Genomic DNA, 23,360 nt, shown 5'->3' on the forward strand with positions numbered 1-23,360 from the left:
CGGCCGGACAGCCGGGCGCGCCAGACACATCGAGGTCTTGTGGACGAGGGTTCCTACACCTCATCCACAAGACCTCGAAGCCGTCTCGCGATCGGATGGGCAGCCCGATCTATACGCTCACCTGGGACGCGCCCGACTGCGTGGTCGTGGGGATCTTCCGTGCCGGCGGGCGGCTGTAGAAGTCATCCGCCGGTGATGCCGGCACCTCGATGCCGTAGCGGGACTGCAGCTCCTCGGTCATGGCCATGAGCTTGGCCATGTCGTACTGGTTGAGGTTGCGGTGGGTCTTGATGAGGTTGTCGTTCTTGAGCTCCGGTTTGTAGCTCATGATCTCGTCGCGGAACTCCTGGCCCTCGCCGGTCATGAGTCGCCTGGCGTCCCACACCGCGAGTTGGATCAGACGGTCCCACGTCAGGTATGTGAGGCCAGGAAAGTGCACCGCACCGGCGGCGTACAGGCCCTCGACCTTGCTCGCCATGGTGCCGAGGTGGAATGTGGGCGAGTCCTCCTCCCACTCGAGCAGCTCCGGGTCGAGCCACGGGATGTCGAAGACGTACCCGGTTGCGCAGATGATGAGGTCGACCTCGGCCGAGCTTCCGTCGACGAAGTGGACGGTCTTGCCGCTGATCGACTCGACGTCCTGATGCGCCTGGAGGTGTCCGTGCGCGATCTGGTACAGAACCTGGTCGTTCATGACGTAGTGGGTCGCGCCGACCTCGTGGTCGGGCTTCTGCAGACCGAAGGCGGTGAGGTCGCCCACGCTCTCGAGGGCCAGCTGCATGGCTTCGGCGTCGGTAAGCTCGCTGAGCGGGGTGACCGCTTGAGGCACCTTGCCGGTGCGGCTGAGCACCTGCAGGATCGGCTGGCCGAAGACCAGCTTCGGGAAGAAGTGGTACCCGCGGCGTACGGAAAGGTGGGCCATCTTGCCGGCGTGCGCTGCGTCGCAGGCGATGTCGACGCCACTATTTCCGGCGCCGATGACGAGGACCCGCTTGTCGAGGACCTGTTCGATGTGCTTGTACTTGTTGCTGTGGATAACCTCGCCCTCGAAGTCATCCAGCCCGTTGATCTCGGGCTGGTACGGAGTGCGCTGGAGGCCACAGGCCCACACGACCCCGCGGTACAAGGTCTGCACCCCGTCGGACGTCTCGACGACCCAGCGTTGGCCGTCCTCGGTCTCGGTCGCGTAGGCCTTCGTGACCTCCTTGCCGAAGATCACGTGCTGCTCGAGGTCACTATCGCGCGCGAACGAGTGCATGAAGTCGCGCACCTCACGCCACGCAGGGAAGACTGGGATGCCGTCCGGCATCGGATAGCCGACCATGGCGCTGCTGACGCGGTCCGAGATGAAGTTGCACGACTCGTACACCGGACTCTCGGGATTGTCGATGTTCCAGATGCCGCCGACAGCATCGTGGCGCTCCAAGATGTCGATGTCGAGCCCACCTCGCTTGAAGGCGCGGGCTGCGATCAGGCCGTTCGGCCCGGCGCCGACGATTGCGAAACGGTTCTCTCGGTTCTCCACTGATCTTTCTCCTGTCAATCTCGTTCGTGATGCCGTTGTTCCCACCGTGGGATGTCGGGTCGCTCAGCCGAAGTCGTGGTAGTCGACCATGCGACCGTTGGCGAAGGTCATGAAGGTGACCAGATCGAGGGCGATCAGCTCGCCCTTCTTGCCGAAGCCGGGAACGTCTGCCAGCGGGTTGCCGCCCCACACGTGTCGCAGCACGACCGTGTCGTCGCTCACCTGCTTGATCAGGGTGCGCTCGCTGAAGCCCTTGTCCGGCAGGATCGCCGTGAAGTCCTTCATCATCTGGATGGCCGGGGAAGCCCCGATGTTGTCGACGCCACGCGGGTAGTGCCGCATGCGGATGTTCTCGTCGAGCAGTTCGCCGAGGTAGTTGTAGTCGCCAGTGTTGTACGCAGTGACGTAGGCGTCTGCGAGCTTCTCGAGATCCGTCGTGGGTTGGGTGTCCATGGTGCTCCTTCTATCTGGCTGGCCCTCGCGAACCAACCAACCGTCTGGTTAACTGTAGCGTGCATCACACAGATTGCAATAGGGCGTTCTGTCGGGCTGAATGCCGTCTGAGCGAAGGTGGCGAGATCGCACGGTTACGTGCGCCGTCCCGTCTTGGTGTGAGTGGCGTCGACCTGCTGGCCGGCATCGCGCGCGCTGCGCGATGTGCGTGCGGCCGCCCGTCACAACCGGTTGCAAGGGGAGTCAGGCCATCGCCATCGACAGTTGGTCATGCCCCAGGTAGTGATGTAATGCTGCGTTCTCCTTGATGAGAGTCAGCCAGTTGGCGGGAGGTCATCAGCTCCGATCTCGGGTTCGGTGGCGGGCACGATGTTCATGCGGGATCTGGCCAGTACGTCCCAAGCGCACCCCAACTGGCGGGCCAGGCCCAGCACCGAGGCGTGGTCGCGGCGGATATGATTGATCGCCCACCAACACGCCTGGGTGGTCAGCAACGCACGTGATGCCGCGACGCGGTCGTCTTGCTCAGTGAACGACTTGGTCGGGCAACTGGACTCGACACAGCGCCAGGTCCGCTTACGCCACACCAGCCGCACGGGGCGGCCGAGGCAGGGCACGTCGACAAGCCAGATCAGCCGACGACCCTTGGAGTGCGCGATCAGTCCGCAGGTAGGGCAGCCCATCGGGTCGGGTGGCGACTCGACCGTCGCACTCAGTCGTCGGCGATGATCACTGTGGTCGACCGCGATGACGTGGCGGCCATCAGTGCCCGCAGGAGATCACCGTTCGGCAGGAGCGAGCGTCGTGGCGACAGCACGATGCCACGCCCGTAGGTCGGACACGTCGAGGCCTCGGGGACGGTGAGCTTGGTCGCTACCGATCTTGGAGGCTTCGACCCCTCTCAACTCGGCACCACATCGCCACGAGCAAGCCGCTCGCCACACCTCATCCGAGCAGAGCCAGTTTCACCGGCTTGGTAAGCGGTTCAGGCGATGGCACTCTCGAACTGCTTCCCCCGGGCAGTACTGCATCTGTCTGGAGCTCGTGGGCGTCAAAGAGAAGAGGAAGCTCTTGGGGTGTCCGCCGCACTTCCGAGAGAATGGGTGATTCCAGGCTTGGAGTCCCGCGCATCGACGTACCGACTGCGTCTGCCGATGCACTTTATGGAGCGCGCCAACGTTGTTTGAGTCGAAGAGGCAATCGTTCATGGATCGACTCTGGAAGATCAGCCGGGACGATCAGGCGTCGCCCTCTGGCAGTCAGCCTTGGCTCCGGCTCACCGGCGCAGACGATCAAGTAGTTCGGTAGTGGTTCGAGTTGGGGTCGTCGGGACCTCCGCGAGTCTCGCGCGACATTCGAGATAGAGTTCCAGCACTCGGTCATCGTGCCCAAGATGCCCGGCGACGCGCATTGCCAGCTGCCACGCGCGTTCCTGGTAGGGCGACTCGGAGAGAACTTGCTCGACCTGTCTCTGCGTTGTCATCAGGTCACCGAGGAGAAGGGCGGTGTCTGCGATCTCGATGCGCAGCTCACTGGCCATCATGGCTAGATCGCGCCGCAGTTCGGTCACCCAGTCGGACCCGGCCCCAGGCATGTAGTCGCCACCGATGAGGTCCAGCGTCGCAAGCATGGCGCGAAGTCGAGTGGGTCCACGCAAGCGCATCACCTCCCCAAGTCGGTGGCGAAACTCTATGGCGTCGCTGGTAAGACGACCGCCCAACCACGTGAGTCGTCCATCGGTGGTGTCAATACAGTCGTTCCCGAGATGCGCGCGCACGTCACCGAGGACTCGCCGCAGGTATGCACCTGCGGCGTCATCGGTGCGCCCCTCGAACAAGTCGGCGAGGACGGCTCGCCGGTTGGCCGTTCCACGCTTGGTCGCAAGATAAGCCAACAGCTCGACACTTCGAGAAAGGTGCATGTCCACTGCACGTCCGTTGACCCGAACGACAGCAGACCCCAGGTCGCAGACCCGTATCTCAGGGGCGTATGGACCTTGTCGACGCGTGAGATCTCCAACCGGTACCAATACCTGCCGGCCTAAGCGTTGCCACCGCGGATCTGGACGTCTATCCGCGTCCAGCCGGCGGGAGAGCACCAGCGGGAACTCCCGCAGTGCTTGGAGAAGCATATGGTCCGAGCCCTGCACCGCCGCAGCCTTCAGCGCGCTATCCGCAGCACTGTCGGCCAGATCTTCATCGCCGTTGCGCCAAGCTGCCTCCGCGAGGTACACGCCGGCGAATGGCGCTAGCAGTTGACGGTCGCCAGCCTTGATGTAGTCGGACGCTGACCGCAAGTGATCGAGAGCTGGTGCATCTGCTCCGGCGTGCAGATCGGCGAGTCCCCGCCAAAGGTCGATCTGCTCGACCACCCTACGGTGCTGCCGACTCGTTGCATCCGCCTCGACCGCGTCGAGCGCTCGACGGGCGCGTTCGACGTCGCCGCATGTCCGTAGTGCGATGGAGGCTTCGAGCAGTAGATGTAGAGCCGCGCTGTAGGGGCTGGAACTCCGCGCCAGAGCATGGGTGTCGGTCAACAGGGACAACGCATCTTCTATGTGGCCTTGGTCGAGCAAGAGCTCCACTTTGATACGGGTCAGAGTTGGCGACTGACCGATGTCGGGATACTGGTCCAACAACGCCTCAGCCTCTCCGAGCCGGCCTGCGGCCCGAAGGGCGGCGACGCGACTCGATCGCGAGGCTCGCCAAGGCGCTACCGGCGACTCCAACACTCGACTAAGCCGTCCATGTATGAAATCGAACCTCTGGAGCATGCCGTCGACCACATCGCCACGGAGCTGTGGACGATCACGATAGTGTGCGGTGCTGCCCGCGTCGTCGAGAGCCAAAGCAACTCTCCAGGTATCCACGGAATCGTCGTTGTCGACCTCGCCCAGCACCGCGTAGGCGTCCGGGTAGCGGCCTACATGCACGTAGCAGGCCGCGATTACTCCTGCCAGTCCCGGCTCGAGAGGGAGGTGAATGGGTGACCTTGATCGGAGCGCCAGTAGGCGATCGGCGGTGCCTGCGCCGGCGGACCAGGCCTCCGACTCGATGTCGACAGTCAGCTGTCCCTGACTGAGCACACTGGAGGCGCGAATGTCAGTTTGGTCCAGCCTGCCGAGCCAACGCGCTACGCGGCTCACATCGCCTGCTGCCAGCGCTCGAGGTATGGCGATCTCCGCTGTTTGGCCCGAGCGCCTGACCTCGCCTCCGGCCAAGAAGGCGTCGACTGCGGCTTCAGGACGATCTTGACGCACGTGCCAGAGTCCGTGTCGTCGATGGATCTCGGTCTCCAAGCCCCACAGCTCCAGCTCTCGGCGCAAATGGGCACGGAGTTGGGGTGAACATCTCAGGCTACGTTCCGCGCCTCGCCGAATCGGTAGGTGTAGGCGCCGGAGTTCGGACATCGCTCGGGCAGGATCCGGCACTCCTAGGCCAGATGCAGCCTCATCATCGAACTCGTCGAGCACTGACGTGGCCACCAGAAGCCAGCGCTGCTCTTCTGTGAGATCCGCCAAGACCTCGGAGCCCAGGTAGGCGGTCAATGCCTCACCTGGGTTGTCTCCTCCCGCCGGATGCCCAGTAAAGCGCCAGAGTTCGAAAAGGACCCCAGCAACCCAGCCGGCCGCGCCCCGCAGAGCATCTGCGGCCTCGGCCTCAGATGCATCGAACAGTTCTGCGACAGCCGTTGCCTCCGACGCATCGAAGCTGAGTTCGTCGCTGTCAATGCGTCCGACCTGACCGAGAAAACGCCCGCCGAGACCCAAATCGATAGTGCGACGAGAAGACAGGATGATTCGAGTCCTATCCGGTAGACACCTTATGAATCCGCGTAGCGCCTGCAGTGCGTCGCGAGAGTCCAGCAAGTGCTCCAACTCATCCAGCACAAGAACCCGGTCGCTCTCCGGAATAGCGTCCGCCAGTCCAGCGGCCCGTTCGAGGTCCGAGCCTTCCACGCCGCGAGTGCTGTCGTCGGTGTACTGCGTTGGGACGGTGACACCGGACGTGCTGAGGGCTGCGCTCAAGTGGTCCAGAAGCCGAGCTGGCAATCGGTCGGACTGGTCGAGGGTCAGCCACGAGACTGGGGACCCGCCGTTCCGGAGATGGTCGATGGCCATGTCGGCAATGGCAGTGCTCTTGCCAGCCCCCGTGCCAGCCAGCACCCAGACGACTTTGTTCTGATCACAGAGTTCGGCGAGCCGACGGCGGAGCCGTTCGCGTGGAATGACCCAGTCGGCAGGGGCCGGCAAGCGGACTCGAGCGCGGCGGGGCAGCTCAGCGGTGCTTGTTCTGCTCAGCGAGATCGATTCAGCAACGGCGCGCATGGCCCTCCTGAGGTTGGCGATTTCGGTGAGATTTCGGTCACAAATCTATGTTCAGTTGACCGCATGCTCCACTCGGGTCGAGTGCCCGAATGGAGTTCTCAACAGCCGCAGGAGGGCGTTCTGTTGGGACCGAGACAAGGAGAGGAGCCCGTCGCATGACCGAGGGACTTCTGACGAACAACACTCAACCCGAGGGCATCATCGAGTACGCCCATTTCTACATTGACGGAGAGTGGAGGGCCGCCGGGCGCCAGGACACGCTTCTGGTCACGAACCCTGCGACAGGGGCAGTGGTCGGAAGGGTTCCGTGCTCGACCGATGCGGACATGGACCTGGCGGTCGGGGCTGCGCGCCGGGCGTTCGACGACCCTTCCGGCTGGCGTACTCTGTCGCCGCAGGAGCGCGCGGAGGTCCTCGGCCGGTTCGCCGACGAGCTCGATGCTCGTGGCGAAGAGATGGCCAGGCGGGTGAGCATCCAGAACGGAATGCCGATCACTCTCGCCGAGAACTTCGAGGTTGCCTTTCCGCCGATGCTCCTGCGCTACTTTGCTCAGCTGATGGTGGAGGGTGAGAACGAGGAGCGCCGACCGGGGCTCCTCGGCGGAACGTCACTGGTGCTACGTGAACCGGTCGGCGTCGTCGCCGCGATCACGCCCTGGAACGTGCCCCAGGCCATCAGTTTCCTGAAGCTCGCGCCAGCACTTGCTGCGGGGTGCACCGTTGTCCTCAAGCCGGCTGAGGAAACCGTGCTCGATGCGTACCTGATGGCCGAGGCGGCGGCAGCGGCCGGTCTGCCCAGCGGCGTACTCAATGTCGTGCCCGGTGGGCGCGATATCGGTGCGTATCTTGTGAAGCACCCCGGTGTGGACAAGGTCTCTTTCACCGGCTCGACCGCTGCCGGACGTTCGATCGCAGAGACATGTGGTCGCCTGTTGCGCCCGGTGACGCTTGAGCTAGGCGGCAAGTCTGCCGCAATCGTGCTGGACGACGCGGACCTAGGGTCCACGATCGAGAGCTTCTTTGGCGTCACGCTCCTCAACAACGGTCAGATCTGCTGGCTGAACTCACGCATCCTCGCTCCGCGTGCTCGTTACAACGAGGTGGTCGACACGGTCACCGACCTCGCCCGTTCGATGGTCCTCGGAGACCCGACGGACCGATCCACGACGCTGGGCCCCCTTGTGTCGGCGCGGCAGCGGGATCGGGTCGAAAGCTACATCGCTCAGGGCAAGGACTGCGGTGCCCGCCTGACTACTGGTGGCGGGCGACCCCGTGGGCTTGACCACGGCTGGTTCGTCGAGCCCACAGTGTTCGCCGACGTGAACAACCGATCCACTATCGCTCAAGAAGAGATCTTCGGGCCGGTACTGACTGTGATCCCGTACGAGGACGACGCCGAGGCCATCGACATCGCCAACGACAGCGAGTACGGACTGGGCGGCACTGTGTGGACCCGAGACGCACAGCGGGGCGAGGCGATCGCTCGACAGATCCGTACCGGGACTGTCGGAATCAACGCCTACGTCAATGACCCCAGCGCCCCATTTGGCGGGGTGAAGGCGAGTGGGATGGGCCGCGAGCTCGGGCCCGAAGGTCTTCTGGCTTTCCAGGTGCACAAGACCGTCTACCTCGATCCGAACCTCGCCGCTTCGTCCAACGTCTGAGAAGGAGATCCAACATGCAGATCACAGCTGCGGTCGCCACAGGGCCGCATGTACCGATGGAACTGGCGACGGTAGAGCTACAGGCGCCGCGTCCGGACGAAGTGCTTGTCGAGATCAAGGGCGTAGGCCTCTGCCATACGGATATCGGCGCCCGCGACGGAATCTACGGCCTCCCGTATCCTGTGGTCCTCGGTCACGAAGGCAGCGGCATCGTGACCGAGGTGGGTGAGCGCGTCACCAACCTCGCCCCCGGTGATCATGTCGCCCTTTCGTTCAGCAGTTGCGGCACCTGCACGTCGTGCAGTCGTGGAAACCCCGCGTACTGCCGCAACTTCACGGCCGAGAACTACATCGGGACACGCCCAGATGGGTCCACGCTGATGTCCAGGGGTGGGGACGCGGTCCACAGTCACTTCTTCGGCCAGTCGTCTTTCGCAAGTCACGCTGTTACCAAGGCGCGTAACGTCGTGAAGGTCGACGATGACCTGGATATCGCCATGATCGGCCCGCTCGGCTGTGGCCTGCAAACCGGGGCTGGAGCGGTTATGCAGTCGATGTCTTGTAGGCAGGGCTCGAGTCTGCTGGTCCTGGGGGCAGGTCCAGTCGGCCTCGCAGCCGTCATGGGCGCCGTCATCCAGAAGTGCGCGAAGGTGATCGTTGTCGAGCCCCACGAGTCACGTCGTGACCTCGCGCTCAGCATCGGTGCAACGCATGCAATCGACCCGACCAGCGAGTCCATCAAAGACGCAGTGCTCGCCGTGGCGGGAGAGGGGGTCGACTACGTCTTCGACACCACCGGGCGCGTCGACGTTATTCAGCAGGGCATTGACTCCGTCGCGAGCAACGCGGTCTTGGGGTTGGTCGGGGTTCCGTCGGACTTCTCTGTGAACCTGCCCCTCAACATTGTCGCCACCATGCAGACCGGGCTGACGATCAAGGGCATCGTCGAAGGCGACAGCGACCCGCAGACGTTCATCCCTAGGTTGCTGGAGCATCACCGGGCGGGTGAGTTTCCGTTCGACAAGCTGATCAAGAGGTTCCCCTTCTCCGAGCTCAATGAGGCGATCGAAGCGCAACACCGGGGCGAGGCCGTCAAGGTCGTCGTGGTTCCCGACAACAACAGCTGAACGAGGGCATCGGCTCTCGAACTCAATCGTACGGAGGATGACTTCATGATTACGCCTGAAGATGCTGACTTCCACAAGAGCGATCCTTCGCTCACTCGATGGGCGGAAAGCATCGGTTTCTGGTTCGCAATTCCCGAGGAACGTATCTACGGAAACGTCTACGTTCTCGCGCGGCCGCATGTGGGTGCGACGATCTCGTCGATCAACGTGGTTCAGGGCATCAACCCAGATCCCTTCACCGCGGACTTCACGGACCCGCACATGCACACTCCATGTCCCACCTCGATGGTTAAGTTCGACCTGGCGAACGGGCTTTCAGTCGATGTGTATGAGCCGCCGAACAACTACCGCTTCGTGTACGAGAGTCTCAACGGGGCCTGCCGGTTCGATCTCGACTTCAAGGGCTGCATGCCGGCTTGGGACCCGAACGATCCCGCAGAGAACCCCCTTCTGGCGGTGTCCGCGGATCACCAGGACCTCGGTCTCGGTGATGCGTGGGCCGGTGGCCACCTCGACTTCGTGGGAAGGGTGACGGGCGTCCTGACCCTGCGAGGTAAGACGTACGAGATCAACTCGATGGGCGGTTTCGATCGAAGCTGGGGAACACGTACGGAGCTTGGTGAGTCAGCCCTCACCTACCTGCACATTCCGTTCGACGAGAACTTCGGCGTTCACTTGGTCACGGGCTTGGGCATCGACGACGACAAGGTCTCCTGTTCGCCGCTCAGGTTCGGCTATGTATACGACCACGGAGAGACATTCGGCATCACCGAAGCGTCGATGGAAGCCGAGCACGTGAACCTCCTGCCGGCGTCCAATCGGATCAGCGTTACCGACGAGCGGGGGCACACGCATGCCTTCGTCGGGTCTGCCGTTGCTGCGACGCCTTGGTATTCGTTCAGTCCTTCCTACCTGACCAACCAGGCGTTGATGCGTTATGAGCATGACGGCGCCGTCGGGTACGGACTCATGGCTGACGTCTGGGGAATCGAGTTCCTCGCGGCAAGGAGATCTCGACATGGCCGCATGGCCAACCGATTCTTCGACGGAGGAGTACGGGCATGAACGCAGTGATTCCATCGCTGGTCGACAACGACCACCCTCCGGTAGACCTCGTCGAGGCTGTCAAGCGGCGGTTCCCCACCGACGCGGTCAGCCAGCGGGCTCTCGACCTTCGCTACGGTCGTCGTACGGGTCCACCGTGGTCCCCCCTGGGGCTCGACGACATCCATGACAGCCTTGTCGGATTCCTGAAGGCACGCGTGGACGGCGAGTTCGCCGTCTCGGACGTTCGCTGGCTGACCGGGGGAGCGTCAAAGATCCAAGCGGCTTTCACCCTTGATTGGGAAGCACCAGGTCGAGGAAGAGTGCGGGAAGATCTGCTGCTCAGCATCGACCCACCGGAGACGTTGAACACAACGTACAAGCAGACCGAGTTCGAGATCTGTGCGGCGGCGGCTTCGGTGCTTCCTGTGCCGCGGGCGCTGTGGGCGGATTCGCTTGGGGAGGAACTCCCTGGGCCGGCCCTGATCTATTCGTTTGCCACAGGCGTCACCAAACCGTCGGTGAGTGACGACGACAGGGTCTCCGGGCTGGGGACCACCTTCGGTCCGGACCTCCGCGACCGCCTGGCTCCGCAGTTCGTCGAGCACCTCGCTGCGCTGCACAATGTTGAGGTCGCGCCCCTGGCGACGGATGCCGTCTCGGTCCCGGAAGCGGGTACGACGCAATCAGCGCAGGAACGACTCAACATGGAGCGTTCGGTGTGGGAGCTCGACCGTGGACAAGATCATCCGGCGATGGAGGTGGCTGCATCGTGGATGGAGCGGAACCTGCCGGTGACCGACAAGGTCGGAATCGTTCACGGTGACTATCGCAGTGGGAACTTTCTCTTCGACGAGGAGACCGGCGAGATCACCGCCTGGCTCGACTGGGAGCTCGGGCATGTGGGCGACCGTCACGAGGACCTCGCGTACTGCACTCACCCGCTCTTCGGCGGGATGGCGGAGGACGGCAAGACCTTCCTGGCCAGCGGCGTGCAGCCGCGGGAGGAATTCTTCGCGGCCTACGAACAGGCATCTGGGCTTCGCGTCGACCAGGAAAGGGTGCGGTGGTTCGCGATGCTCGCGACGTACTCCGCGTTGGTTCGCACACTCGCCACCCCCTATCGCGTGGCCCGCCTGGGGCGTTCGCATCAGGACATCCTGCTCACCCGCCTGGAAGGCGTGGTTCCCCTCCTCACACAGCAATTGGTCAGCCAGTTGAAAGAGGTGATCTGATCCATGGACTACACCCGCAACACCATGCGAGCCGCGATCAAGAGCCTGGAGGCGGTGATCGCTCCTACGGTGGAGGCGACCGGCCAGGCACAGGCCATTCAGCAACTGCATCTCGTCGTCGATTTCCTAAAGTTCGCCGAACAGCGAATCCATCTGATCGCCGACCGGGAGAGGCAGCAACTTCTAGGAGCCATCGCACTGGCCGATACGCTCAGCAGCCTCTTCGACGGAGCCGAGGAGCAGGATGGCCTCCTTCGCGAAAAGGCAGCCGCAGAGAAGGTCGCCGCGGATCCGATGCGCGAGGGCGAATCGGTGCGTCTACGGACGGCAGGCCTGGAAGCATCAATTCGACGCTGCATCGTCGCAGCGGACGCCATGAGTGATGAAAGGCGCAGGGCGGTGGAGGAGGCAGCTCTTGAGGCTTCCCAGGCTCAGGCTGCCACGGATCGAGTATGGCTCTTGCCGTTCGGGTTCGATCCAGAACCCGATTCACTGCTCGACATTCACGAGGCGTTGGCTGCTGCCGTAGCCAGGCCATAGGTGTCAGCAGCTGTCAACCGAAGGGCCCCGCGCCAACAAAGTTGCGAGTGAATGATGCTGGTCGGCAGAACTGCTCATCGTCAAACGACTCGGCCCGCGATGAACCACTACCTGGCGGCCCTGGCGAACTCTGACAATCGCCGAGCGATTTCGCGGTCTCAATCACGCGTGCTGTGCTGGTAAAAGCGTCGCGATGGCAGGTGCCGTATGGCCGAGGTCGTGAAAATCGAGACCATCCCGGCCAGCAACGCGGCGAGCTTCGAGCCAGCCCCATCCCGCACGCTTTACGGACCCATCTTGCTTGAACGTTGCCCACGGCCGCAGGAGCTGCCGTGGGCAATGTGTTTGCCGCCCTTTGGTGTGTTCTCGTTCCGGCGTTCCGCGGGGAAGGACAGGCCGTTGGGTCCGCTGGCGATGGTCCAGGCGGCGAGCGTGGGCAGAGGCTGATGTCGCTCGGGCATCGTCTCGAGTACGAGTCTGGCCCGGTTGGCAGGCACGACCGTTGCTCATCGAAGAGCCAAGCCTCGCCGTCCTGCTTCGTTGAAGTTCGGTGGTGGCGACGTTCACGCTGCCGGTCGGTGCGCCGCGGCCGCCAGTTGAGGAGGAGTCTCGAGTTGGGCTGACAGCAGCCCGCTTCAGATACGCGGACAGCTAAACAGGGGGATACATGAGCGTGTTGTGCCCAACTGGTGCCCAACCAGGCTGAAATGGATTGTGGCCCCGACCGAGTTTCCCCAGTTCGGGGCACAATCATGTGCGTGCGCGACTGGGACTTGAACCCTCCGTGAGTGGGGGGCCATTCCGAGGTGATGAGCTCTCAACTGTGGTGCCGCGAGTCGGGCGAGGAGAGGGTGCCCGCACTGGAGTTTGGTCGGCTGCCTTTAGACAGGGTGCCCAGCCTAGTCGAGAGCCCTGGTCAGCGCTGGATTGCATACGCCGGAACCTGCTGACACGAGGGCTCGGAATGGGCTCACTTTGATCCGCAAAGTCCTGCAGGAGGGTACCGATGCCTGCAAGCGATCCGAGTCACATCGTCGCAGGGCAGGGCCCACTTTGGACCTACGATCTCAGGCGCCCCCGCAAAGAATCTCAATCACGTTTGGTGTCTCCGGTCTCTTCCCCCAATGACCGCGCCACGTCGAATGCGTCGCATTGCTGGCGAAAATCGGCTCTGAACAGCAGTGATGCGATTCGGGGTTTCGCCGTCGATCTCCGGGGACGGGCTGCCGTTGATCGCCGCGTGGCCGATCGAATGGCTCATGAGGCGGGCTTCCAGCCGTTGGGCGTCGTGATGAGCACCCGCTGGTTGGCGTACGCGTCGCTGGTGGCGATCTCGACCAGTGCCTTCGCTGCGTTGCTGAAGGGGAGGGTGGGTAGGCCTGGCACCTTGCCGACCTGGTCCATGGCCTTGATCGTGGTCGTGTCGAGTGCCGGGGCGTCCTTGAGGTTGACCGGGTAGGCAACCGTCCAGGTCGGGCCGGAGGTGGGCAGGAGCTTCTCGGCTGCGGCCTTGTCGTCGAAGAACCCTTTGAGGATGGTGCGGTAGAGGAGGCGGGCAAAGGGAGAGGCCTTGTCCGCGGTGTCACCGGCGCCGAACGCGGAGACGAGGACGACTCGTCCGGTGCCGCTTTCGCGGGCGGAGGTGAGGATGCCGGGCAGGGTGCGTTGGGTGAAGGTCTTGTCCCTGACAGGGCCGGTGATGCTGATGATGAGGGTCTCGGCTCCGGTGATGGCGGCCGTGAGGGCTGCGGTGTCGTCGAGCTCGCCCGGGACGACGGTGACCCCGGCGAGGCGCTCGACGGCCTCGGGCCGGCGCGCGTAGGCGATGACCTCGTGGCCGGCGGTGACGGCTTCCTTCAGGGTGTGGGAGCCGACGTTGCCGGTGGCTCCGAGGATGGCGATCTTCATGGGTTGTCGGTCTCCTGTGCTTGGCGAAGAAGGGTTGGGTCGTGGGCGTTGACGAGCATCAGGTCGGGCTCGCCGGCCTGCCACAGCTCGGTGAGCCGCCGATGGTTGCCCCGAACCTGGGACCGGTCCGCGGCGATGAGGCGCTCCATGGCGGAGAGGCTCCTGGGGGCATGGCCGGTGCCGTCGATCTGGCCGAGGTGGTAGAAGCTGTCACCGACGTGGAGGATCCAGCGGTCGCCTGCGTCGACCGCGACGGCGGCGTGACCACGGGAGTGGCCGGGCAGGTTGATCAGCACGATGCCGCGAGCGATGTCGGTGAGCTCCTGGGCGCCTGGGAAGCCGCGCCAGGCCTCACCTCGGGCAGGCGTGTGCTCCACGATGCGCGGTCCGTGCGATCGGTGCGAGGGTAGGTAGCGGCCACGCTCGACGGCCCCGCGGGGATTCAGGGCCGCCTGGTTCTCGGCCGAGGTGAGGTGCACCTTCGCCCAGGGAAAGTCGGCGAGACCCCCGGTGTGGTCGGCGTCGAAGTGGGTGAGCACGACGTGGCGTACGTCCTGAGGGTCGAACCCGAGTGCCGGGAGCTGGTTGATGGCGGCTTCGGCGGGGTCGAAGGCGGGTCGTACGAAGAACCGTGCCTCACCGAACCGTTTGCCCGGGTCGGCCGCGTCGGCCAGTCCGAGTCCGGCATCGACCAGGACGAGGTCGGTGTCGGTCTCGATGAGGAGGACGTGGCAGACCAGGCCGTCAGGCGCGCCCCAGGGGCGCATGGTTCCGCAGTTGAGGTGGTGGACCTTCATCCGAAGGCCTCCATGAGTGCCGCCGCGGCGGCGGGGTCGCCGCCGATCAGACCGGCGTCGATCTCCTGGACCGGGTTGGAGCCGTCCCAGTTGGTGGCGGCGAGCTTGATCAGGTCGAAGATGAGCTTCTTGGATCCGCCGACGTCGGAGATCTCCACCACGGTGCCGGGGTGGTGCTCGGTCTCGAGGTAGGCGAAGCGGCCGTCCTCGCCGCCGATGCGACCCTCCTGTCTGACGGTGAATCCGGCGGCCAGGGCGCGGTCGTAGAGACCCTGGAAGTCGTCGCTCCAGTAGGCGAGGTGCTGTACGCCCTCGTGGCCGGAGGCCAGGAAGTCGGCGTACATCGAGGGGGCGTCGTTGACCGGTGTGATGAGCTCGATCTGGATGTCGCCGCTGTTGGCGACGGCGACGTCCATCACCATGTCCGAGGGTTGTCCGCGGTAGGTGAAGTCGCCCGGCTTGACCCCCTTGAGGAAGAACCAGGGACCGATGCCGGCGGCGATGAAGCCCTGCATGGAGGCCTCGATGTCGCGTACGACGTAGCCGATCTGCGCGATCGATCCGAACATGCCGGCGACGGTGTTCGGTGTCGGCGCGGGGCCCGTGTGGGCATCGGCGAATGAGAGCACGATCTTCCCCGTCGCACCGTTGGTACGCAGCTGGTCGGCGGCCTCCGCGGCCCGCTCGGCGGGATAGACCGCACCGAGTCGCGGGGCGATCCGGCCGTCGGCCACCGCCGGCAGGACCTCCTCGGCCAGTGCGGCGACGACCTCGCCGAGCTCGGCGCGGGTGCGGATGCTGAAGGTGGTGCCGATGAGCCGCTGACGCCGGAAGGCGACGGTGTCTAGGTCGAGCTCGGTGGCCGCGCCGGCGAGGCGGCCGATGCTCACGATGCGGCCGCCGATCGCGGTCGCGCTCGGGAGCTGGGCGAAGAGGGTGCCGCCGACGTGGTCGAGGGTGATGTCGACGCCCTGTCCGCCGGTGGCCTCCAGCACGATCGCGGTCAGGTCCTCTGTCGCGGTGTTCACGGCGAGGTCGGCGCCCGCGTCGAGGAGTGCCGACTTCTTCTCCTCGCTCGTGGTGGTGGCGATGACCGTGCCGGAGCCCAGCGCCTTGGCCATCTGGATGCCGATCAGCCCGATCGAGCTCGTGCCGCCGACGAACAGCACCGTGTCGCCGGGGGAGAAGCCTGCCTGGGTGACCAGCGCGTCGTGCTCGGTGTTGAGCCCGACCGGAAGGGTGGCGGCCTCCTCGAAGCTGAGCCCGTCCGGGATCGGGACAAGGAGCCGCGGGTGTCCGAGGGCGTAGTCGGCGAAGCCGCCGACGGTGATGCCCATGACCCGGGTGCCGGCCGGCAGGTGCGGTGCCAGCAGGCTCCCGGTCTCCACGACACCGGCGATCTCCATGCCGGCCGTGAACGGTCCGGCTTCCTGTCCGTTGGCGGTGTAGGACCCCTCGAGGGCGTAGAGGTCGGCTCGGTTCATGCCTGCGGCGTGGACCTGGATCCGCAGGGCGCCGAGCTGTGAGGGCGGCTCGATGTGGTCGAGCAGCCAGTCGGGGCCTTTGCCTCCGATGAGTGCGCGCATGGGTGTTCTCCTTTGATCCAGTGGTCCGGGTCAGTTGCCTGACCGGTGACCGGTCGGCTGGTCGGCGAGGAACGCCGGCGGTGTCGTGTTCAGCAGTCGGGGGTCGGGTCCGCCGCCGGCCATGGACAGGACGCCCTTGAGGATGCGGCCGAGCTTGAGCAGCCCGCCCGGTGTCTTCTTGTCCACGCCCGCGATGAGCTGCTTGAGGATGGTGAGCTGGTCGAAGTAGATGCGTTCGACCGCGAGGTTCTCGTGCTCGTCGAAGATGAAGTACGCCGTCATGCGGGTGCGATGCTTCGACCCGGTCGCCGGGATCACACCGCCGAGGGGGCCCAGGTGAGTGCCGAGGAGCCAGAACTCGACGATGACCGCGTCGAGGCTGTGCCGGAACGCGATGATCTCGTGATCCTGGTCGGGGAACGCGACCCGGGTGTCGTTGTAGTAGCCCCGCACCTCGCCGTCACCGTCGTGAACGGTCATCTGGGCGATCAGCTCGTAGTGCGGATGCGGGAACGTGGACAGGGTCGCGTCCCAGTCCTGGACCACCTCGTCGTGGAAGTGGTCGAGCACCAGCTTCTCGCGGGCCCTGAGCACCTCCTCGGGAGGCAGGGTGAATCGGGCAGGGGTTGATGACATCTTCGTCTCCTTCTTGCTGGGCTTGCTCAGACGGGCTGGACACCATGGGTGATGTGTCCGTGGGTGAACGTCGGCCGGGTGCCGGGGTTGGTCCAGGCGCCGGTGAGCTCACTGGAGGGGAAGAACTGCAGGAACCGGGAGTCGGACTGGGCGCGGTCCACCAGCGCCTTCTCCAGGATGATCGAGTTGTACTGATCGGCTGTCGTCTCGATCGTGTTGGCGTTCAGGACGACCTCCTGCTGCCACTCCTTGCTCCACCTGGCCAGGCCGGGCAGCTTGGAGTGCTCCGGGGTCAGGGCTTCGACGGCGATGACGTTCTCGCTCGAGACCCAGATCCCGGTCGAGGTGTTCACGATCAGGCTCTGGTTGCCGAACACATGGCCCGGCGTCTTCACCACGCCGACACCAGGGCCGAGGATGACGGAGCCGTCGATGGGCAGGAACGCCTCGGGCGGTACGTCGCGGTAGGTCGTCGGTTGGTACCACGGCTTCTGCAGCGGATGCAGCTCGGCCATCCCGGCCAGCTCGTCGCGCTGAACGATCACCTTGGCGTTCGGGAACGCCGCGTCGGGCCTCGCGTCGAGGTCGCGTTGATAGGCGGTGGTGCCGACCCAGCGGCGCAGATCCTGGGTGTGGAGGTGGTCGAACAGCAGGTAGTCGACCTCCTCGGGCCTGATGCCCAGCCGGGCGAGATGGCCGAGGACCGTGCCGTGCTCGTGGACCATCTGTCGTTCCACGACGTCCGGTGTCTTCCGGGTCAGCTTGTCGAAGTACGGCGTGTAGCGGCCGTGCTCGTGATCGCTGGGCTCGAACAGCAGCACCCGTCGGCGGCCGTCGGACTCGTGCCACCGGATCACCAGCATCCGGTTGGTGATCGACAGGAACGGTGCGATCGCTCTCGTTGCCCGGAACAGTCCGAAGCGAGTCGGGTAGGGCAGCGTGATCAGGTCGCAGGTCGTGATCGAGTGCGGCGTACCGGTCGTGGCGAACTCGCGGCGAAACGCCTCTCCCTGTGCGCGAGCGATGCGAAGCCGGGCGCCCGGTGGCTCCGCGGAGCGGGACAGGTCTGTCACCGTGTCGACACCCGTCCCGACTGTCGGCAGGTCGACCACCTCGCTGGGTTCCCACGGAAAGTGCATCGTCACTCCTCATATTTACCCACGTCGTGGGTATTCACGTGACGTCGATCATACCCACGTTGTGGATTTATTCAACAGGGGGCATCATGACCCCATGAAGACGACACCTGAACCGCGCAGAGAGACCCGGCGTGGGCGCCCCCCGAAGGGTGCCTCTCAGCTCACGAGAGCTGCGATCGTCACCGCTGCGCTCAAGGTGATCGATGTGGAGGGGATCGACTCGGTCTCGATGCGCTCGGTCGCCCGCATCCTCGGAGTCGATGCGAAGAGCCTGTACAACCACATCGCCGACAAGGACGATCTGCTCGACGCCGTCGCCGAGCACCTGCTGGGCTCGATGCGACTGCCCATCGCGACCGGCGATCTGCGGGTCGACCTGCTCGCCATCGCCCAGGCATTCCGCGACCGCGCGCTCGCGCACCCGCAGGCAGCGCCGCTCGTCCTCACCCGCCAGCTCGGCTCGTTCGAGGGGCTCGCGCCCGTCGAAGCCGTCCTGGCCGTGCTCCGATCCGCTGGTTTCGAGCAACACCAGGCCGTTCAGATCCTGCGCAGCCTGATCGCCACGTTGATCGGCACCCTGCTGCGCGAGGTCCATGCCGGACCGACCTACGGCACGACCGACGCCGACGGGATCGCGCAGCGGCAAGCGGCGCTGGAGGACTCCGGCCTTGCCCGTGTCACAGAAGCCGCCGCTGACCTCGCTCGTTTCGACAGCGACGCCGAATACCAGTTCACCTTGGACCTGATCCTCGACGCCGTCGCTGCGCGCCTAGCCTGAAGCGACGATCACCACAGCTAGCTGCGGATCTTTGGTGCCCTGGCTTGATACCGAGCCGACCGCTAGGCGACGATGCGGGCCTCGATGATGACGGCCGAGCGTCAGGTCGAGGACTAGGTTGCTTTAGGTGCGCTCCTTCGCAGCAGTCGCTCGTGACCGCCTTCAGGGCAAGCGGATCCTCATCATCGGCGGAGGCCAAAGGACATTCGACCCTGCGACCGACCCCGTAGGTAATGGACGAACCGTGTCCATTCTGTGCGCTCGAGAGGGCGCGAAGGTCGCTGTCGCCGACCAGAATCTCGACCGTGCCACCGAGACTGCTGAGCTCATCCGCGCCGAAGGCGGCACAGCCGCCTCACGCTCACACCCGTAATTCCGCGGCCCGTGGCGTCTCGACCAGAGACGTCGCCAGTCCGCGTTCGACGTGGTCAAGGCCCGGGCTCGAGTGATTGGTCCCGCCGCTGGAACTCCGCGCACTGTCGAGGACTGTGTCTACGAGTATCGCGCGGCTTGCCTGTCCTTCGCGTTGACGAAGGAGAGGCAAGCCGGCCAGGCAGGCGACTACCCGCAGTGAATCTGGCTGCCCGGCCGATGGCCGCACTGGCATTGGTTCACTGCGCTAATGCGGTGGCTAGATCCTCTGGTTCTCGACGTCGGTCCAAGTGTCCGTGTGCTCGGGCCGGCTGTCGTTAAAGGAGCCGCGTGTCACGATGGCAACGGCTATTCCTCCGACAACAGCGGGAAGAGCGACGAACAGAAAGTTCTGCTGGAACGAGAGTTCCCTGGCCAGCAGCAGCCCGCCGAGGGCGGGACCGGCGATGGCCCCCACGCGGCCGATGCCCGACGCGAACCCGACACCTGCGGAGCGCACCCGAGTCGGGTAGTACTCGACCGCGAACGCGTGCACGATGGCCAACGTGCCGATACTGGCGCCGCCAGCGCAGAACAGGCACACGTTGATCAGCGCAGTTGCAGGTTCGAACGAAAGCACAGTCAGAGCTGCGACGGCGATGCCGAACAGGCCCAGCAGAGTCGACCGGTAGCCGACCTTCCCCGCGATCCAACCGCCGCCGATGCCTCCCACGAATCCGCCAGCATTTAGGACGACGAGCGTCGTGAGTGCGGAGCTGAGGGGATAGCCAGCAGTCTGCATGAGCTTGGGGAGCCAGGTGTTCAGGCCAAAGGTGAGCAGCATGCACATCGCGAAGAACACCCAGATCAGGGCGGTTCTTGTCGCGTTGCCGTCGGCGAGGATGCCCCTCACACGGGACTTGAGAGGTTGGAGGCCAACGTGATTGTCGTGTGCAACACCTGCGCGGCGTGACAGGTGGACGGGCGACTCCGGGAGCCATTTGAGCAGTGCCGGCACCAAGAAAGCAGGGGCCAGTCCGAGGGCGAAGACGGCACGCCAGGACAAGGTAGGGACCACATTGATGGCCACGAGTGCGGCCGAGACTCCGCCGATGCAGTAGAACGCCGAGACCGACGAGACGAACATCGCACGGTATTTCGCGGGACTGAACTCTCCGACAAGCGCAAGCATGTTCGGAACCAGCGCCCCCAGAGCGACTCCGACCACGAATCGCAACGTCCCGAGCACGACGACGCTTTCGGCGAAAGCACAGGTGAACGAGGCCACGCTGGCTGTGCCAAGCGCTCCTATCAGGAGAGGCTTTCGACCGGTTCGATCGGCCATCGGCGAGACGAACAACCCACCGATGAGCAGCCCCACCAGGGCTATCGAGCCGAGGTATCCCGCCGTGACCGGCGAGATCCCCCAGTCGCCCATTAGGGAGCCCAGTACGGTGCCGTACGCGACGACGTCATACCCGTCAATGGCCATCACGAGGCAGCACAACAGTAGGGCGACAACGTGGGACTTGTGCAGCCGGTCGGCCGGCGGCGTGTAACTCATCTGAACTCCTTCGATCGATGCATGCCGCGGCGCCTGCGGAGTCGGCGCTGTGACCTCGCTAACACTTGCGACACCACAGCGAACCGACGACCCGCATTTGACGGCACAGCGATCGAGCAAATGACGTATCGCTCGGAGGTAGGCCCGACGCCCAAGATGAAGGGCATTGAAGGCACCTCTTCGAAGGACTTGATCGGGCGCCTGGACTAGGTCAGATGACGTAGTCCGACTGCGACGTGCAACCGATGGCGAACCGGCCATCTGCGCGTTCTCTCGAGCTCGCGGCCTACCTAGTGTGACTGGTGTCACCCCCTCCGATCTTGGGGGTCGGGATCACCATCTGTGGAGAGAACGGACGAGAGATGTCGTACACGGTCGAACGGATGCGCAAGGCGCCCGAGGTATACGCATGGAGCCGGTTTGGTCAGCCTGAATACACCGACTGGCTGGACGAGAGCATGTCGTGGAAGGAGGCGTGCTACATCGGGGACTGGTCATTCCTCTGGCAGCACCGGCTCACCGGCCCGGACGTCCTTCCGTTCCTTTCGGGGATCTCGGTCAACACCATGAAGGGCTTCGAGCACGGTCAGTCCAAGCACCTCATCCACACCAATCAGGACGGGAAGGTCATCCACGAAGGCGTCCTGACCCGGTTCGGCGACGACGACTACGTCCTTCACGGCCGCGGCGGGTTCTGGGTCAAGCATCAACTGGAGATGACCGACCGCGACGTGAAGATCGAACGCGAGGACTGGTTCATCTTCCAGGTCTCAGGTCCCAGATCGGTCGAACTGCTCGAGAAGCTGACTGGAGACACCGAACTGCGCGATACCCGATACATGCGGGTGCACCCGCTCACGATCGGAGGGCACAAGATCTGGGCGTTGCGGCAGGGAATGGCGGGGGAGATCGGTTTCGAGCTTCAGGGCCCGAAGGAGATCGGGTCGGAGATCTACGACCTCGTCGTCGACGCTGGGCAGGAGTTCGGCCTGCGCAGGCTCGGCGGCCGAGTCGCCTTGATCAACCATCTGGAAGCGTGCTACCCCACGATCGCGACCGACTACATCCCCGCCATCTTCGAGCCCGAGACGACCAACTATCTCGAGGAGTTCACCGCATCGATGCCGTCGTTCGCCCAGCCGGCCTATATTGCGGGCAGCTACGAGGGGAGCCAGATCTCTGACTACTACCGCTCGCCCATCGAGCTGGGTTGGGGACGGACCGTCAACCTGGATCACGAGTTCCTCGGACGCGACGCCCTGGCGCAGGAGAAGCTTGCTCCACGACGAGTCATGCGAACGCTCGTATGGAACGCCGATGACGTCCAAGACGTCTTCAACTCGTTGTTCCGCCCAGGCGAGAACTACGCGTACATGGACATGCCTCGCGACCAGCGGGGTTTCATGTGGGCTGACAAGGTCACCAGCGGCAGCGATGCGACGGACCCGGAGGCGGTCGTCGGCGTAGCCACATCACGTGGCTACAGCTACTACTTCCGCGAGATGTTGTCCCTCGCGACGATCGATGTCGCCCACGCGGAGATCGGGGAGCGGCTGATCGTGCACTGGGGAAACCCGGGCGGCCCCCAGAAGGCGATCCGCGCCGTGGTGGCGCCGGCGCCGTACAAGACCGATCGCCGTAAGTCGGATCTGAGGGCGGCCCGGTGATGGCGGGGCCGAAGACCTCGTCGAAAGTGGACATGGCGGATCCACGGGCCATCGAAGCGGAAACGTTCGTCCTGACCTTCGCCTGTGACGACGAGCCGGGGATTGTGAGCGCTGTTTCGACCCGGCTGTTCGAGCTCGGCTGCACGATCGTGGATGCGCAGCAGTTCGACGACCACCTCACGGCTCGCTTCTTCGCTCGAATCGAGTTCAGACCCACCCGGGCCCGTGTGTCAGAGGATGAGATCAAGACCAGCCTGCTCTCTGTGATGACGCCGTTGCGCGCCACGTGGGAGGTGCGATGCACGAGCAGAAAGATGCGAGTGCTGATCATGGCCTCCAAGCAGGACCATTGCCTCGTGGATCTGCTGTACCGATGGCGAACCGGGGACCTACCTGTGGACGTGGTCGCAGTCGTTTCGAACCATCCATCGTCGGTCTACGCGCGCGTGGACCTCAGTGACGTCCCATTCGTCCATCTTCCAGTGACGAAGGAGACGAAGGCGGAGCAGGAGGCGCAGATTCTCTCGCTGGTCGACGAGCTCGATGTCGAGCTCGTCGTGCTGGCCCGGTACATGCAGATCCTTTCAGACGACCTTGCGAACAAGCTTGCCGGCCGCTGCATCAACATCCACCACTCCTTCCTCCCGGGGTTCAAGGGAGCCAAGCCCTACCACCAGGCTCACGAGAGGGGAGTCAAGCTCATCGGGGCAACGGCACACTACGTGACGGGCGACCTCGACGAGGGGCCGATCCTCGTGCAAGACGTCGAGCCGGTCTCACACCGGGACACCGCTGAGGCGATGGTTCGCAAGGGGCGAGACATCGAACGCCGAGTGCTCGCGCGGGCCGTCGCTGACCACTCGGCCGGCCGGGTCCTTCTCAATGGCCGAACCACCGTCGTTTTTTCAAGCTGACGCAACGGGTGTGAAGTGGCGCCCCGTCCCATTGGGGCGGGGCGCCACTGTGCAGAACCGCACGTCGAAAAGACTCGATCGGAATGGCCGGCGTCTGATGACGTG

General features: G+C 64.4%; 17 protein-coding genes. 8 read left to right on the forward strand and 9 right to left on the reverse strand.

The annotated features are described in order from the left end of the window. Window positions 1-109 precede the first annotated feature (109 nt). The 3 genes from ACW14X_RS28585 to ACW14X_RS28595 all read right to left on the reverse strand — a co-directional run bounded on the left by ACW14X_RS28585 (window position 110) and on the right by ACW14X_RS28595 (window position 6,305). The gene (locus ACW14X_RS28585) at window positions 110-1,525 is read right to left on the reverse strand and encodes a flavin-containing monooxygenase (RefSeq protein ID WP_457164154.1); all 1,416 of its coding nucleotides are present in this window, start codon (window positions 1,523-1,525) and stop codon (window positions 110-112) included. 63 nt (window positions 1,526-1,588) lie between these two features. Further along, window positions 1,589-1,978 carry an ester cyclase gene (locus ACW14X_RS28590; RefSeq protein ID WP_457164155.1) on the reverse strand — a complete coding sequence of 130 codons (390 nt, stop codon included), beginning with the start codon at window positions 1,976-1,978 and terminating at the stop codon, window positions 1,589-1,591. A 1,276-nt stretch (window positions 1,979-3,254) separates the two neighbouring features. Beyond that, a complete protein-coding gene (locus ACW14X_RS28595) occupies window positions 3,255-6,305 on the reverse strand; it encodes a BTAD domain-containing putative transcriptional regulator (protein WP_457164156.1) in 3,051 nt (1,016 codons plus the stop codon). Window positions 6,306-6,460: 155 nt separating this feature from the next. On the opposite strand from ACW14X_RS28595, the gene ACW14X_RS28600 reads away from it, so the two are divergent. Genes ACW14X_RS28600 through ACW14X_RS28620 form a run of 5 tightly spaced genes read left to right on the forward strand, consistent with a single transcriptional unit; the run spans window position 6,461 to window position 11,915 of the window. Beyond that, the gene (locus ACW14X_RS28600; protein ID WP_457164157.1) at window positions 6,461-7,969 is read left to right on the forward strand and encodes an aldehyde dehydrogenase; all 1,509 of its coding nucleotides are present in this window, start codon (window positions 6,461-6,463) and stop codon (window positions 7,967-7,969) included. Window positions 7,970-7,983: 14 nt separating this feature from the next. Next, window positions 7,984-9,096, forward strand: coding sequence for an NAD(P)-dependent alcohol dehydrogenase (locus ACW14X_RS28605; protein ID WP_457164158.1), 1,113 nt, complete (start codon window positions 7,984-7,986; stop codon window positions 9,094-9,096). Window positions 9,097-9,141: 45 nt separating this feature from the next. Then, window positions 9,142-10,161: a DUF7064 domain-containing protein gene (locus ACW14X_RS28610; protein ID WP_457164159.1), complete on the forward strand. Its 1,020-nt coding sequence runs from the start codon at window positions 9,142-9,144 to the stop codon at window positions 10,159-10,161. Further along, a complete protein-coding gene (locus tag ACW14X_RS28615) occupies window positions 10,158-11,375 on the forward strand; it encodes a phosphotransferase family protein (RefSeq protein ID WP_457164160.1) in 1,218 nt (405 codons plus the stop codon). The genes ACW14X_RS28610 and ACW14X_RS28615 overlap by 4 nt, the downstream gene beginning before the upstream one ends. Window positions 11,376-11,378: 3 nt before the next feature. Then, entirely contained in the window at window positions 11,379-11,915 is a 537-nt protein-coding gene (locus ACW14X_RS28620; protein ID WP_457164161.1) for a hypothetical protein, read from the forward strand. 1,257 nt (window positions 11,916-13,172) lie between these two features. On the opposite strand, the gene ACW14X_RS28625 is transcribed toward ACW14X_RS28620, so the two are convergent. The 5 genes from ACW14X_RS28625 to ACW14X_RS28645 are packed head-to-tail and all read right to left on the reverse strand — an operon-like array spanning window position 13,173 to window position 17,981. After that, window positions 13,173-13,823: an NAD(P)-dependent oxidoreductase gene (locus tag ACW14X_RS28625; RefSeq protein ID WP_457164162.1), complete on the reverse strand. Its 651-nt coding sequence runs from the start codon at window positions 13,821-13,823 to the stop codon at window positions 13,173-13,175. After that, window positions 13,820-14,620, reverse strand: a complete 801-nt coding sequence (locus tag ACW14X_RS28630; RefSeq protein WP_457164163.1) for an MBL fold metallo-hydrolase — start codon at window positions 14,618-14,620, stop codon at window positions 13,820-13,822. The genes ACW14X_RS28625 and ACW14X_RS28630 overlap by 4 nt, the downstream gene beginning before the upstream one ends. After that, window positions 14,617-16,206 carry a zinc-binding dehydrogenase gene (locus ACW14X_RS28635; protein ID WP_457164164.1) on the reverse strand — a complete coding sequence of 530 codons (1,590 nt, stop codon included), beginning with the start codon at window positions 16,204-16,206 and terminating at the stop codon, window positions 14,617-14,619. Before ACW14X_RS28635 ends, ACW14X_RS28630 begins: the two co-directional genes overlap by 4 nt. 30 nt (window positions 16,207-16,236) lie before the next feature. Continuing rightward, window positions 16,237-16,842 (reverse strand): ester cyclase, encoded by a 606-nt coding sequence (locus tag ACW14X_RS28640; protein WP_457164165.1) that lies wholly within the window; start codon window positions 16,840-16,842, stop codon window positions 16,237-16,239. A 26-nt stretch (window positions 16,843-16,868) separates the two neighbouring features. Continuing rightward, window positions 16,869-17,981, reverse strand: a complete 1,113-nt coding sequence (locus ACW14X_RS28645; RefSeq protein WP_457164166.1) for a hypothetical protein — start codon at window positions 17,979-17,981, stop codon at window positions 16,869-16,871. 94 nt (window positions 17,982-18,075) lie between these two features. On the opposite strand from ACW14X_RS28645, the gene ACW14X_RS28650 reads away from it, so the two are divergent. Then, entirely contained in the window at window positions 18,076-18,759 is a 684-nt protein-coding gene (locus tag ACW14X_RS28650) for a TetR/AcrR family transcriptional regulator (RefSeq protein WP_457164167.1), read from the forward strand. 631 nt (window positions 18,760-19,390) lie between these two features. Here the strand turns inward: ACW14X_RS28650 and ACW14X_RS28655 are convergent. After that, window positions 19,391-20,674: an MFS transporter gene (locus ACW14X_RS28655; protein ID WP_457164168.1), complete on the reverse strand. Its 1,284-nt coding sequence runs from the start codon at window positions 20,672-20,674 to the stop codon at window positions 19,391-19,393. A 362-nt stretch (window positions 20,675-21,036) separates the two neighbouring features. Here ACW14X_RS28655 and ACW14X_RS28660 point away from each other — a divergent pair, with 362 nt between their 5' ends. Further along, on the forward strand, window positions 21,037-22,341 hold the full coding sequence (locus ACW14X_RS28660) for a hypothetical protein (protein WP_457164169.1): 1,305 nt from the start codon (window positions 21,037-21,039) through the stop codon (window positions 22,339-22,341). Beyond that, a complete protein-coding gene (gene purU, locus ACW14X_RS28665; RefSeq protein ID WP_457164170.1) occupies window positions 22,341-23,255 on the forward strand; it encodes a formyltetrahydrofolate deformylase in 915 nt (304 codons plus the stop codon). Before ACW14X_RS28660 ends, purU begins: the two co-directional genes overlap by 1 nt. Window positions 23,256-23,360: the final 105 nt, after the last annotated feature.

This window comes from Nocardioides sp. YJ-D4 (assembly GCF_054031495.1).

Bases quoted from the DNA above. Each gene is read 5' to 3' on its own strand.
- ACW14X_RS28590 (WP_457164155.1), bottom strand. From the start codon at position 1,978: ATGGACACCCAACCCACGACGGATCTCGAGAAGCTCGCAGACGCCTAC.
- purU (WP_457164170.1), top strand. From the start codon at position 22,341: ATGGCGGGGCCGAAGACCTCGTCGAAAGTGGACATGGCGGATCCACGG.
- ACW14X_RS28605 (WP_457164158.1), top strand. From the start codon at position 7,984: ATGCAGATCACAGCTGCGGTCGCCACAGGGCCGCATGTACCGATGGAA.
- ACW14X_RS28630 (WP_457164163.1), bottom strand. From the start codon at position 14,620: ATGAAGGTCCACCACCTCAACTGCGGAACCATGCGCCCCTGGGGCGCG.
- ACW14X_RS28620 (WP_457164161.1), top strand. From the start codon at position 11,379: ATGGACTACACCCGCAACACCATGCGAGCCGCGATCAAGAGCCTGGAG.
- ACW14X_RS28595 (WP_457164156.1), bottom strand. From the start codon at position 6,305: ATGCGCGCCGTTGCTGAATCGATCTCGCTGAGCAGAACAAGCACCGCT.
- ACW14X_RS28655 (WP_457164168.1), bottom strand. From the start codon at position 20,674: ATGAGTTACACGCCGCCGGCCGACCGGCTGCACAAGTCCCACGTTGTC.
- ACW14X_RS28600 (WP_457164157.1), top strand. From the start codon at position 6,461: ATGACCGAGGGACTTCTGACGAACAACACTCAACCCGAGGGCATCATC.
- ACW14X_RS28640 (WP_457164165.1), bottom strand. From the start codon at position 16,842: ATGTCATCAACCCCTGCCCGATTCACCCTGCCTCCCGAGGAGGTGCTC.
- ACW14X_RS28615 (WP_457164160.1), top strand. From the start codon at position 10,158: ATGAACGCAGTGATTCCATCGCTGGTCGACAACGACCACCCTCCGGTA.
- ACW14X_RS28610 (WP_457164159.1), top strand. From the start codon at position 9,142: ATGATTACGCCTGAAGATGCTGACTTCCACAAGAGCGATCCTTCGCTC.
- ACW14X_RS28645 (WP_457164166.1), bottom strand. From the start codon at position 17,981: ATGCACTTTCCGTGGGAACCCAGCGAGGTGGTCGACCTGCCGACAGTC.
- ACW14X_RS28635 (WP_457164164.1), bottom strand. From the start codon at position 16,206: ATGCGCGCACTCATCGGAGGCAAAGGCCCCGACTGGCTGCTCGACCAC.
- ACW14X_RS28625 (WP_457164162.1), bottom strand. From the start codon at position 13,823: ATGAAGATCGCCATCCTCGGAGCCACCGGCAACGTCGGCTCCCACACC.
- ACW14X_RS28650 (WP_457164167.1), top strand. From the start codon at position 18,076: ATGAAGACGACACCTGAACCGCGCAGAGAGACCCGGCGTGGGCGCCCC.
- ACW14X_RS28660 (WP_457164169.1), top strand. From the start codon at position 21,037: ATGTCGTACACGGTCGAACGGATGCGCAAGGCGCCCGAGGTATACGCA.